10 protein-coding genes are annotated in these 12,068 nt (G+C 61.9%); 5 read left to right on the forward strand and 5 right to left on the reverse strand.

The annotated features are described in order from the left end of the window. Positions 1-452: DnaJ domain-containing protein (locus MPC4_RS07410; RefSeq protein WP_174511957.1), on the forward strand; the 452-nt coding region annotated here is incomplete at its 5' end. A 69-nt stretch (positions 453-521) separates the two neighbouring features. On the opposite strand, the gene MPC4_RS07415 is transcribed toward MPC4_RS07410, so the two are convergent. Further along, positions 522-2,330, reverse strand: coding sequence for a serine hydrolase (locus MPC4_RS07415; protein ID WP_174511958.1), 1,809 nt, complete (start codon positions 2,328-2,330; stop codon positions 522-524). A gap of 248 nt (positions 2,331-2,578) precedes the next feature. Between MPC4_RS07415 and MPC4_RS07420 the strand changes: the two genes are divergently transcribed. The 3 genes from MPC4_RS07420 to clpA all read left to right on the forward strand — a co-directional run bounded on the left by MPC4_RS07420 (position 2,579) and on the right by clpA (position 6,350). Then, on the forward strand, positions 2,579-2,920 hold the full coding sequence (locus tag MPC4_RS07420; protein ID WP_134486202.1) for a phasin family protein: 342 nt from the start codon (positions 2,579-2,581) through the stop codon (positions 2,918-2,920). Between the two features lie 522 nt (positions 2,921-3,442). Further along, positions 3,443-3,844, forward strand: coding sequence for an ATP-dependent Clp protease adapter ClpS (gene clpS, locus MPC4_RS07425; RefSeq protein ID WP_425312432.1), 402 nt, complete (start codon positions 3,443-3,445; stop codon positions 3,842-3,844). Between the two features lie 13 nt (positions 3,845-3,857). After that, on the forward strand, positions 3,858-6,350 hold the full coding sequence (gene clpA / locus MPC4_RS07430; protein ID WP_174511959.1) for an ATP-dependent Clp protease ATP-binding subunit ClpA: 2,493 nt from the start codon (positions 3,858-3,860) through the stop codon (positions 6,348-6,350). Between the two features lie 79 nt (positions 6,351-6,429). Here the strand turns inward: clpA and MPC4_RS07435 are convergent, their stop codons facing one another. From MPC4_RS07435 to MPC4_RS07445, 3 genes are all read right to left on the reverse strand, one after another. Further along, the gene (locus tag MPC4_RS07435; RefSeq protein ID WP_174511960.1) at positions 6,430-6,864 is read right to left on the reverse strand and encodes an HIT family protein; all 435 of its coding nucleotides are present in this window, start codon (positions 6,862-6,864) and stop codon (positions 6,430-6,432) included. 76 nt (positions 6,865-6,940) lie between these two features. Further along, complete coding sequence (locus MPC4_RS07440) at positions 6,941-8,194, reverse strand: GNAT family N-acetyltransferase (protein WP_174511961.1); 1,254 nt, start codon at positions 8,192-8,194, stop codon at positions 6,941-6,943. A 76-nt stretch (positions 8,195-8,270) separates the two neighbouring features. Further along, a complete protein-coding gene (locus MPC4_RS07445; protein WP_174511962.1) occupies positions 8,271-9,539 on the reverse strand; it encodes a flavin monoamine oxidase family protein in 1,269 nt (422 codons plus the stop codon). A gap of 287 nt (positions 9,540-9,826) precedes the next feature. Here MPC4_RS07445 and MPC4_RS07450 point away from each other — a divergent pair, with 287 nt between their 5' ends. Further along, the gene (locus tag MPC4_RS07450; protein ID WP_174511963.1) at positions 9,827-11,332 is read left to right on the forward strand and encodes an amino acid permease; all 1,506 of its coding nucleotides are present in this window, start codon (positions 9,827-9,829) and stop codon (positions 11,330-11,332) included. A gap of 83 nt (positions 11,333-11,415) precedes the next feature. On the opposite strand, the gene ruvX is transcribed toward MPC4_RS07450, so the two are convergent. Continuing rightward, positions 11,416-11,898: a Holliday junction resolvase RuvX gene (ruvX, locus tag MPC4_RS07455; RefSeq protein WP_174511964.1), complete on the reverse strand. Its 483-nt coding sequence runs from the start codon at positions 11,896-11,898 to the stop codon at positions 11,416-11,418. Positions 11,899-12,068: the final 170 nt, after the last annotated feature.

Raw genomic sequence — 12,068 nt, forward strand, 5'->3', positions numbered from 1 at the left:
TGTCGTGCGTCCGATCAGCGATGATCGAAATGGAGCTCGATCACGAGACCGGCAAGATGCGCGGCGTCATTCTCGCTGGTCCGGACGAAGGCAAGGAGCTAGACGCGCTGACGCGCCCGCAATGCGAGGTCGTTTACGATCTTTGCCGTCGAGATGATCCGGAGGGCGCCCGACTTCTGGAGGCTTATCTCGATCGCCGCTTTGCCGGCTGGCGTCCGGCAGGCGAGACTCAAAGAGACTCGTGGCGCAGTGAGGCGCGACGACGTTCCGGCGCTATGTCCCAGGATGAAGCGTATGAAGTTCTGGGGCTTCAAAAAGGCGCGTCGCGCGAAGAAGTCGTTCGCTCGCACCGTTCCCTGATGAAAAAGCTTCATCCAGATCATGGCGGGACGACGGACTTGGCGGCCCGTGTGAACGAAGCGAAGGAAGTCTTGATGCGGCGTCATCCGTAGCGTCCAGTTTTGCGCAGCGGTCAAGCGAATCGGCGCGCGCGGTCATGATCTATATTTGCCGCCAATCCCTTAGTTTTTCGTTGCGAAGCAGGAAAATCCCGTTCGCTTCAACGTCTTGCAGGCAAGTTCGGCGCTGTCCGCCTCAAGGCCGGCAAAACGCGCCCGATAAAGCGTTTCCGAACCCTTTTGCACCTTTTCAGTGAAGGGCTGCGCGCTGCTCAGAGTCTTGCGTCCATCGGCCTTGGCTTTGACGAGCAGCGCGTTGGCCTTGGCGATGTCATCTGTCGCGCCAATCTGAATCATCCATCCGGTGCGGGCCGCGGCGGGACGGCGCGCTTCCTCCGGGGCTTTCTCGGCGGCTTTGAGCTTTTCGGAAGGGGCGGTCTCGACGCTGAGGGCCGCTGTTCTATCGTTGGGCTTCTCGAATTTGCGGTCTTTGGCGGGAGCTGGGCCTGTGACCCAGCGAAGGGTCGAAGGGGTGGCGCTAGGCGGCGCGAAATACGCCGCATGAATGGTCGAACCGTCGAGCGCGGCGGCTTTGGCGGCCCAATCTTTCGCTGCGGGCCGGGCCTCCGCCGCTGACTGTCTGACCGCGCCTGAGACATAGGCAGGCCGCGGCTTCTCGACCGGAACTTCCGGGCTGATCGAGGCGACGCGGATCGGATCAATCGCCCGCGCCGGCTTTGGCGCGATCGCCGACAAGGCAAGCTTCGAACTCGCGTTCGCGGCCGCCGTTGCCTCCGGCTCAACATAGGCGAGGGCGGCCTTTGGCGCCTGCTGAGGCCGCTGCTGGGCTTCTTGCGGCGCCGGCGCGCGGAGCGTTGGCAGATCGGGCCGCGCCGCTTCCGTTTCTTGCGGCCGAGGCGGCAAATCGGAAAGAACGGAGGCGGTGCGGACCGTCTTCCCATGATCGATCTGATCGTCGATCAAATCGGCCATGATGCGATCGCGCGAGGGCGCGCTGACGCCGCCCATGACGACGGCGACGATATAGTGACCGTCGCGCTTGACGGAGGTCAGAAGATTGAAGCCGGACGCGCGCGTGTAGCCGGTCTTGATGCCATCCATTCCCTCCACGCGGTCCATCAGATGGTTGTGGTTCATGATCGTCGCGCCGGCGTAATAGAACGCCCGGGTCGAGAAATAATGATAGTAGCGGGGGAAACGCTCCTGCACCGCGCGGCCGAGAATGGAAAGGTCGCGCGCCGTTGTGATCTGCGCGTCGTCGGGAAGCCCCGAGGCGTTGACGTAACGCGTGTGGTTCATGCCCAACTCATGGGCTTTGCGGGTCATCATTTCAGCGAAATGGTCTTCGTCGCCGCCGATGGCCTCGGCGATGGCGACAGCCATATCGTTCGCCGAACGTGTGACCACCGCCTTGATCGCGTCTTCAACCGTGATTGTCCGGCCAGGCCGCAAACCAAGCTTAGTCGGCTTTTGCGCCGCGGCATGGGCGGAGACGCGCAACTCGCTGTCCAGCCTCAGCCGTCCCTGCTCGAGCTGCTCGAACAGAAGATAAAGCGTCATTACTTTTGTGATCGAGGCGGGATGGCGCGGCTCGTCATCGTTGCGGGCGTAAAGGGTCTCGCCGCTGTTGCCGTCGACGACGATCGCCGCGAAATTCCGGCTCGGCGCAAAAGTGCGCGCGCGCATGTAGCGCACGGAATGGCGGGAATGGCTCTCGCGGGCGAAATGCCTTGGAAAATGTCTCGCGGCATGGTGGACATGCGGCCGATGACGCGCCTCGGCGGGCGACGCGGTCAGGCCCGTCACGGCGACGCTGGTCGCGAGGACGCACGACGCCGCCATCGCCATCGAGAGGGCGGATAGAGCGTCGCCTTTCATCATGCGGCGAACTGTCGCACCAAGCGTCAACATTTTTAGCGTCCCCAGCCATTTACGCAGCGTGATTTCCCCTTGGACGCTAATTCCCCTCGGTTACTGCTTGGTTAAGAGAGCAGTTTCAACCGGCCCGTTTCCCTTAACGGATGAGAATGGTGCAGTGCAATATAAACTTGACGTGATTTGTGCGCCGCACTATAAAAAATGGCGTGAGCATTTAACGCTCATAGTCAGCCGCCTCGAGCTAGGGAGAGTCGGCGCAAGCTCGACCAAGGGAAATCAACATGGCAAATACGTTGGAAGACTTCCAGAAATTCGGCAAAGCGCAGTTCGAGTCGGCGACCTCCTCTTCTTCGTCTTTCGTGAAGGGACTGCAGTCCATCGCGGCTGAAACGACGGATTATTCAAAGAAGACGCTGGAGAACGGATCCGCTTTCCTCGAGAAACTGCTTGGCGTCAAATCGCTCGACGCCGCGATTCAGCTTCAAACCGAATACGCCAAGACCTCCTATGCTGATTTTGTCGCCGAAGCGACAAAGCTCGGGGAGCTTTATTCCGCCCTCGCCAAGGAAGCGTTCAAGCCGATCGAGCTCGCGATCGCCAAGGTGCAGGCGGCGAAGGAATAACTCTCTGCCGATTGCTCCTGCGTTGCCTCGACCGCCGGCGCCGGATCATCCGGCTCTCAGGCGTTGGAGCAACGCTCGAGCTCCGGGCCGGACTTATGCTCAGGAGCGCGCGCTCCTTGACGATGAAGCCGAGCTTCGCGCGGGAGCCGCCAGCCCAGGCGGCTCGATGCGCATCCTTCATTCGGCTCAGCAACCATCACGCTTACAGCCCGGCTTTTGCCGGGCTTTTTGTTGTGCCCATGTCCGATGGCGCGCGCCAGCGCGCCGGTCTTGCGGCCCGCGGCGCGATTTTTGCCTAAAATTTCTGTGGCGATGGCATTTCGAACTGGAGCGAGCCTTACGCGTTGGCCGAAACGCAGTTCACTGCGGCCAATTCTCTCTTGCTCGAAAGCCGCGCGCGTTGTTCACTGGAGTTTGGCAAGCAGCATACCTATTTGGGTTGAACGAACATTGGCTAGGACGGGGATTGGGGTGACGGACGGACTTCTTGCACGATCGTTTCCTCGAATGGAGCGGCCAGCTTTGACGCAACCATGCGCTCCTCTTTGGGGCACTCATGCGAATGGCGTCGACGCGCCGATCTTTGCTGCAAAAGACCCGCAAAAAGGCGGAGAGGGGGGCGGGCCGGGCTCAGGAACAGCGGTCATCACCCGGACCAAAACGCAGACGCGCCGGCCGAATATGTATCGGGTCCTGCTTCTGAATGACGACTATACGCCGATGGAATTCGTCGTCGCCGTCTTGAAGAAATATTTCAACAAGGGCCCGGAAGAAGCCACGCGCATCATGCTCCATGTCCATCAGCATGGCGTCGGAGAATGCGGCGTATTCACTTACGAAATCGCCGAGACCAAAGTAACGCAGGTTATGGATTACGCCCGCAAGCACCAGCACCCCCTGCAGTGCATCATGGAAAAGAAATGAGAGGTTGGAGCCTATGCCGTCCTTCTCCCGCAATCTCGAACAATCGCTCCATCGCGCTCTCGCGGTCGCTAACGAGCGCCATCATGAATACGCCACGCTGGAGCATTTGCTTCTGAGCCTGACTGACGACAGCGACGCATCGGCGGTGCTGCGCGCCTGCTCGGTCGACCTCGATCATCTGAAGAAGAATCTTCGCGACTACATCGACCAGGAGCTCGACAATCTAGTCAGCGACGGCCGCGAAGACGCCAAGCCGACCGCCGGATTTCAACGCGTCATTCAGCGCGCCGTCATTCACGTCCAGTCCTCGGGCCGCGAGGAAGTCACCGGCGCGAATGTGCTGGTTGCGATCTTTGCAGAGCGCGAAAGCCACGCCGCCTACTTCCTGCAGGAGCAGGACATGACCCGCTACGACGCCGTGAACTACATCAGCCATGGCATCGCCAAGCGTCCAGGACTCTCCGATCCGTCCAAAGCGCCGCGCGGCGCGGACGAGGAGGCCGAAGCGCGCGAGGCGAAGGAAGGCAAGGACGCGGGCGATTCAAAAAAGAAGGAAGGGGCGCTCGACGCTTATTGCGTCAACCTCAACAAGAAAGCGCGCGAAGGCCGCATCGATCCGCTGATTGGCCGCGAGGCCGAGGTGCAGCGCACGATTCAGGTGCTCTGCCGCCGCCACAAGAACAATCCGCTTCTGGTCGGCGATCCCGGCGTCGGCAAGACCGCCATCGCCGAGGGGCTCGCGCGCAAGATCGTCAAGAGCGAGGTTCCCGAAGTGCTCGCCGAAGCGACGGTGTTTGCGCTCGACATGGGCACGCTGCTCGCGGGAACGCGCTATCGCGGCGATTTTGAGGAACGCCTGAAGCAGGTCATGAAGGAAATCGAGAATCACAAGAATGCGATTCTCTTCATCGACGAAATCCATACAGTGATCGGCGCGGGAGCGACGTCCGGCGGCGCCATGGACGCGTCCAATCTCCTGAAGCCGGCTCTGGCGCAGGGCACGCTGCGTTGTATCGGCTCCACGACCTACAAGGAATACCGCCAGTATTTCGAAAAGGATCGCGCCCTGGTGCGGCGGTTTCAGAAGATCGACGTCAATGAGCCGTCGGTTCCGGACGCCATCGAGATCATGAAGGGGCTAAAGCCCTATTTCGAGGAGTTCCACAAGATCCGCTACACCAATGAGGCGATCAAGGCCGCGGTGGAGCTTTCGGCGCGCTATATCCATGATCGCAAATTGCCGGACAAGGCGATCGACGTGATCGACGAGACGGGCGCCAGTCAAATGCTTCTGCCCGAGAACAAGCGCAAGAAGACAATCGGCATCAAGGAAGTCGAGGCGACGATCGCGACGATGGCGCGCATTCCGCCGAAGACGGTGTCGAAGGATGACGCCGAAGTTCTCGAGCATCTCACCGAGACGCTGGAGCGCGTGGTCTATGGCCAGAACAGCGCGATTGTGGCTTTGACCTCGGCGATCAAACTGGCGCGGGCCGGCCTGCGCGATGGCGAAAAGCCGATCGGCAGCTATCTGTTTTCCGGTCCGACCGGCGTTGGTAAGACCGAGGTCGCGCGGCAGCTCGCCGTCGCGCTCGGAGTCGAACTCGTCCGCTTCGACATGTCAGAATATATGGAGCGCCACACTGTGTCGCGGCTGATCGGCGCGCCTCCCGGCTATGTCGGCTTCGATCAGGGCGGACTGCTCACCGATTCCATCGACCAGCATCCGCATTGCGTGCTGCTTCTCGACGAGATCGAAAAGGCCCACCCAGACCTCTACAACATCCTGTTGCAGGTGATGGATCACGGCAAGCTGACGGACCACAGCGGCAAGCAGGTCGATTTCCGCAACGTCATCTTGATCATGACGACCAACGCGGGCGCGGCCGACATGCAGCGCTCCTCCTTCGGCTTCACCCGCGGCAAACGGGAAGGCGAGGACATCGAGGCGATCAATCGGATGTTCGCTCCCGAATTCCGCAACCGCCTCGACGCGGTGGTCACCTTCGGCCATCTGCCGCAGGAAGTCATCGTCAAGGTCGTCGACAAATTCATCATGCAGCTGGAAGCTCAGCTCGCCGACCGCAATGTCACGATCGAACTCGCCGATGAGGCGCGCAGCTGGCTGGTCGAGCATGGCTATGACGAGCAGATGGGCGCGCGGCCGATGGGCCGGGTCATCCAGCAGACGATCAAGACTCCGCTCGCCGACGAGGTGCTTTTCGGCCGCCTCAAGAACGGCGGCGCGGTGCGTGTCGTGGTCACGGAAGAGGATGGCGTCAAAAAGCTCGGCTTCGTCTTCCCCGAAGGTCCGATCCTGCCGCGCCCGGAACGCGACATCGTCGAGGCCAGCAAGAAACGCGTGAGGCCGGAGCCGGAGGTGCGCCGCGCCAAATCCCGCCGTCTCAAGACGGATGAGAGCGAGGGCGACGACGATGAGCCGCTTGCCGACGACGATGAAGCGGAGCCCTTTGGCGCTGCGGACGAGTCGGAGACGAAGCACTGAGGTTGAAGCCGCGAGGCTGACCGAAAAAGAAAAGGCCGCGGCGTCGTCGCGGCCTTTTTGGTTTTGCGGCGCGAAAAGCTCAGCCGGCCTGGAGCGCCGCGATAATCTTGTCGCGGATGGGCGCGAGAGCTTCGGCGCTCACCATATCGCCCGCGTGCGGGCGCAGTTCAACATGGCTCCAGCACGGCAGGATGTGGAAGTGCAGATGAAACACCGTCTGCCCGGCGGCCGGCTCGTTGCACTGCAGGATCATCACTCCTTCCGCCGCCACCGCTGTCTTGACGGCGCGCGCCAGCGTCTGGACCCGCGCCATGAGCGCGCCGAGGGCGCCGGGATCGGCGTCCAGAATGTTGCGCGATGGAGCCTTGGGGATGACGAGGACATGGCCATCAGCGCGCGGCATGATGTCCATGAAAGCCAGTGCGACATCGTCTTCATAGACTTTTTGACAGGGAATCTCGCCGCGCAGGATTTTCGCGAAAATATTGTTGTTGTCGTAGGTCGCCGACGCCATGGCCCAAGCTCCTCAAAGAGATCGCTTGATTAGGCAAGGCCGCAAGCTGGGGTCAAGAGGCTTGCCGCAAGGCTGTTCAGGGCGCTTTCTTGAAGGGGGTCTGCTCCGCGTAATCCGCCAACGTCATCTCGGATTGCAGGCGCTCTCTTTTGAGATAATCGTCAATGGCGCGGGCAAAACGCGGATCGGCGATCTCATGCGCCGAATAGGTCGCGACAGGCCCATAGCCGCGCGCAAGCTTATGTTCGCCTTGCGCTCCAGCCTCGACGCGCGACAGCCCGCGCGAAATAGCAAACGCAATGGCCTGATAATAACAGACCTCGAAATGCAGAAAGGGATGATCTTCGATCGCGCCCCAGTTGCGGCCATAGAGCGCGTCCTTGCCCAGAAAGTTGATCGCGCCTGCGATATAGCGGCCTGCGCGTTTCGCCATCACCAGCAAAATATCGTCGGCCATCGCTGCGCCGATGCTCTCGAAAAAGGCGCGCGTCAGATAGGGCGTTCCCCATTTCCGGGCGCCGGTGTCCGTATAAAAGAGGAAAAACGCATCCCAGTGCTCATCCTTGATGTCAGATCCCGTCAGACATTCGATCTCGACGCCGGCAGCCAGCGCCTCCTTGCGTTCGCGCCGGATCATCTTGCGTTTGCGTGAGGCAAGATCGTTCAGGAAATCGTCGAAAGTCGCGTAGCCTTTATTGATGAAGTGAAACTGCTGACCGGTGCGCTGCAGAAATCCCTCCGATCCCAGCGCCTCCCAATCGGCCTTCGTCGGGAAAGTGACATGGATCGAGGAGGCGCCGACCGCTTCCCGGCAGGCGCGCAAGCCGGCTATGAGAGCGTGCCGCGCCGCTTCGCCGTGGCCGGGGGAGAGCAGCAGCCGGCGGCCGGTGACGGGCGTGAAGGGCGCGGCGACCTGCAGCTTCGGATAATAGTCGAGCCCGGCGCGCTGATAGGCGTCGGCCCAGCCAAAATCGAAAACATATTCACCCATGGAATGACTTTTCAAATAGGTCGGCGCCGCCGCCGCCAGCCGTCCATTGGCGTCCTTGACGAGCACATGCGCGCTGCTCCAGCCGGCCGCGGGCGAGACCGACTTCGATGTCTCGAGCGCCTTGAGGAAGGCGTGCGTCAGAAAAGGGTTGAAACGCTCGCCGTCATCGCGCGCCGCGGCTTCTTCAATAGCGTCAAAAAGCGCTGGCGCGGCCGCCACAGCCGTTGCGCGATCGCTCGCAACGCGGGAGCGCGCATCCGGGTTGGCGCAAGCGTCCCATTCCGCCGCATCGATCCTGGCGATGGAGGTCGCGATCTCGACCTTGTAAGGCTGAGGCATTGGGGGACGATGTCCTTGGCTTTTGAGGCGCCGCAGGAGACACCATGCGAAGGCGCGCGGTCAAGCCGCAGTGCTGTCACGCCCGCGATTTCCGGCGCTCGGCGACGACGCCCTCGGCCGCTGCGACTCCCGAAGCATAAGCCCCGTGCGCTGTGGAAAAACCATGCCTGGAGCAGGCTTCGCCGGCAAAGAACAGCCGTCCGTCGACCGGCGCCGCGAGGCTTGAGCGCGCCTCGGAATGACCCGGCCGCGCATAGGAATAGGAGCCGCGCGAAAATGGATCGCGCCCCCAGGCGGTCTCGCTGAGGGGCGCGAGCCGGGCGGCGAACGCGCCGCCGAACAAATGACGGAGTTCGCCGCGCGCGAAATCGAAGAAGCCGCCGGGCCCGCTTCGTTCGAGATCACGCGCAAGTTCGCCGCCGAAAAAACCTTCGATCAGCGGCCTGCCGAACGGGCGCAGATGATAGCTTCCCGTCGCGGTTGTCTTCGGATCGCCGAAGAGATGACCGCCTTTCGGCAGCCTTGGCTCGTCGATCGCCAGCCCTGGCTCATCGATCGTCATGACAAGCTTGTCGGCGAGGCCGAGCGGCAGCATGTCGGCGGCGCGGAGTTTTTCCGGCAGCGCCGGTTTGAAGACGATGGCTTGGGCGGCGATCAAATTCGTCGGAATGGTCAGGATGACGGCGTTTGCGCTCAAGCGCCCCTGCGCGGTTTCGATCCTGATGTTTGCGCCCTCATGATCGATCAATGTGACTGCGCAGCCGGTGCGGACCGGAAGGCCGGCGCCATAGGCTTTGATCGCCGCGCCAAAGCCTTCGGCGACGCGCCAGTTGACGCCGCTGTCGGCGTAGCGCTTCCAGTCCTGCGTGGAAACGCGGTCGAGTTCGGCGCCATTCATAAAAGCGCTTTCGGCGTTGATGAGGGCGTTCCAATCGCCTTCGGGATCGAGCAGGCGCGCTGCCGGAAAGTCGCCCGCGCTGACGTCGGCGCCCTCAAGACGTGCATGGAATGCCTGCGAGGCGGCGGCGAACGCTGCTTGATCTTGCCGGCGGAAGCCGCGATCGAGGCTTTGTCTCGTCCATGCGGGCGCGCTTCTGTCGATCGAAAGTCCGAGGCTCTCGGCGATCGCGACCCAGGGATTGCGGTCGGCGGAATGGAGCCAGCCGCAGCCTAGATCAAGAGGAAAACCATTGAGGGTCCGCGTCAGTCCTCTGCCGCCGATGCGCTCTCGCGCCTCGATGATTATGAACGACAGCGCTTCAGTTGCGAGCCGCCTGCCGGCCGCCAGTCCGGCGGCTCCTGCGCCTATGACGACGACATCGAAATCGCCCGGCGTTTTCGTCATTGGGTCTCCTTTTTCCGGCGCCGGCGCCGCGTTGTCGGGTTGCAACGTCATGACGCCGCGGCCGTTGCAACGCCATGACCGGCGGGACGATTCTTGCAGGTTCCTTGCAACATTGCGCTGACATGCGACAACACTTTTTGGCGATGCGGCGATGTGCCGGGGCGATGGTCTTGGCATGATCGTTCGTTCAAAGCGAAAGCGGCGCGGCGGCGTGCGGGACCTGGCGAAGCAGCAGCCCAGAGCATCTCGTTGCAAAGGATGCGTCTTGAATTTGAGCGAGGGCAAAGGTGGGGAACATCTGGATCAGGAAATCAGTCGCGCTGTTGAAGGCGGAAGCGCATGAGGCCGAGTTCGGCTCTGAAAGCCCCAATCTTCACCGCACGCTTTCATTGACGAGTCTCATTTCGCTCGGCATCGGCTGCATCATTGGCGCCGGCATTTTCGTCCTGACGGGGCATGCGGCGGCGGCTTACGCAGGTCCGGCGATCAGCCTGTCTTTCATTCTCGCCGGCCTCGTCTGCGGCCTTGCCGGACTCTGCTACGCCGAAATGGCCTCGACCGTTCCGATCGCCGGGAGCGCCTACACATACGCTTACGCCACCATGGGCGAATTCATTGCCTGGATCATCGGTTGGGACCTTCTGCTCGAATACGCTTTCGGCGCAGCCACCGTCGCCATCGGCTGGTCCGGCTATGTCACAAGCTTCCTGCGCGATCTCCATATCGTGGTTCCGGCCGTGCTGGACGGCGCGCCCTTCGCATTTGATCCGGCGAGCGAACGCTGGACTCACACGGGCGCTCTCTGCAATGCTCCAGCTGTCGCGATCATTCTCGTGTTGACGGCGCTGCTCATCGCCGGGATCCATGAATCAGCGAAGGTCAATAATGTCATCGTCGCCATCAAGCTGGCGATCATCGTCATTTTCATCTTCGCTGGAATCTGGTCCTTCAGCACATCGAACTGGGCGACGGCGAGCAATCCCTCAGGGGCTTTCATCCCGCCGAACGCAGGCCCTGGCGAATATGGCTGGAGCGGCGTCATCCGCGGCGCGGCTGTTGTGTTTTTCGCCTATATCGGTTTCGACGCGGTCTCGACGGCGGCTCAGGAAGCCAAAAATCCGCAGCGCGACATGCCCATCGGCATTTTGGGCTCGCTCCTCATCTGCACAGTTCTTTATGTGCTGGTCAGCCTTGTGCTCACCGGCATTGTTCCGTTCGATCGTCTGAGCGTGCCGGACCCGATCGCGCTCGGCGTCGACATGATCGGGCTCGGCTGGCTGTCTCCTGTGATCAAATTTGGCGCGATCCTCGGATTGAGTTCTGTCGTGCTCGTGCTGCTTCTCGGCCAGACACGCGTCCTTTTTTCGATCGCGCGGGACGGTTTGCTGCCTGCGATCGCCGCCAGGGTGCACCCGCGCTTTCGCACGCCCTATGTCACGACCTTGCTGATGGGCGCCGTCGTCGCGATCATGGCGGGCCTGCTGCCGATCGGCCTCGTCGGAGAATTGGTGAGCATCGGCACTCTATTCGCCTTCACCATCGTTTGCGTCGGCGTCCTGGTCCTGCGCTTGACGCATCCGGAGATCCATCGGCCATTCAGGGCGCCAGCGGTTTTTATCGTCGCTCCGCTCGGCGCCGCGGCCGCCGTGTTTTTAATGTTCGGCCTGCCGCGCGACACCTGGATCAGATTCGCCATCTGGCTGGCGATTGGCCTTGCGATCTATTTCGCTTACGGGCGTTGGCACAGCCGCCTCGGCCAAAGCCGGATGGCGCAAAGCAGGGCCAACAAATAAAGCGCGCACGCGAAGGCGCAGAGGCGCCGGAAAGAGGCATACGTCAAAATGCAGGGTGTTCGCTCGGGGTAAGGATAGCTCTGCTATGGCGCGCCGGCGAGCCAGCGCAGCCGGTCCAGCGCGCCTTGCAGGATGTAAGCGGCCGCCATCTTGTCGACCACCTCAGCGCGTTTGGCGCGCGAGGCGTCCTGCTCGATCAGCGAGCGCGTCACCGCGGCGGTCGAAAGGCGTTCGTCCCAATAGACGAAAGGCCGCGTCATGAGGGCGCCGAGGCTGCGGACAAAGGCGCGCGTCGATTGCACGCGCGGTCCTTCCGATCCATCCATATTCAGCGGCAGGCCGATGACCAGCGCCGCGACCTCGAATTTGTCCATGAGCTCGATCAGCCGGGCGGCGTCCTGCGTGAATTTGGTGCGCTTGATCGTCTCCAGCGGGGTTGCGATGCGGCGCTCGACATCGGAGAGCGCAAGGCCGATGGTTTTCGTGCCGAGATCGACGCCGATGAGACGCTGACGCGCGCCCAGGCGCGGCCGGAGGTCGATGATATCCAGAATTTCCGCAGCCATTCGGCCTTTCCGCCTTTCCTTCCGGTCATGTTGGCTTCAATCGAAGAGTCCATGATCGAACATCCCGCCTGCATCGCATGGTTCAGCCGAAAACGCGCAGCCTTTTCGAAGCCGTGATCGTCATCGGCGCGAAAAAGCCTTTCCGGCGCGGCTGCCGGATTCTAAAACGA

The sequence above is a fragment of the Methylocella tundrae genome, assembly GCF_901905185.1.
Taxonomy (GTDB): domain Bacteria; phylum Pseudomonadota; class Alphaproteobacteria; order Rhizobiales; family Beijerinckiaceae; genus Methylocapsa; species Methylocapsa tundrae.

Bases quoted from the DNA above. Each gene is read 5' to 3' on its own strand.
- MPC4_RS07420 (WP_134486202.1), top strand. From the start codon at position 2,579: ATGGCAAATACGTTGGAAGACTTCCAGAAATTCGGCAAAGCGCAGTTC.
- MPC4_RS07445 (WP_174511962.1), bottom strand. From the start codon at position 9,539: ATGACGAAAACGCCGGGCGATTTCGATGTCGTCGTCATAGGCGCAGGA.
- MPC4_RS07435 (WP_174511960.1), bottom strand. From the start codon at position 6,864: ATGGCGTCGGCGACCTACGACAACAACAATATTTTCGCGAAAATCCTG.
- MPC4_RS07415 (WP_174511958.1), bottom strand. From the start codon at position 2,330: ATGTTGACGCTTGGTGCGACAGTTCGCCGCATGATGAAAGGCGACGCT.
- MPC4_RS07440 (WP_174511961.1), bottom strand. From the start codon at position 8,194: ATGCCTCAGCCTTACAAGGTCGAGATCGCGACCTCCATCGCCAGGATC.
- clpA (WP_174511959.1), top strand. From the start codon at position 3,858: ATGCCGTCCTTCTCCCGCAATCTCGAACAATCGCTCCATCGCGCTCTC.
- ruvX (WP_174511964.1), bottom strand. From the start codon at position 11,898: ATGGCTGCGGAAATTCTGGATATCATCGACCTCCGGCCGCGCCTGGGC.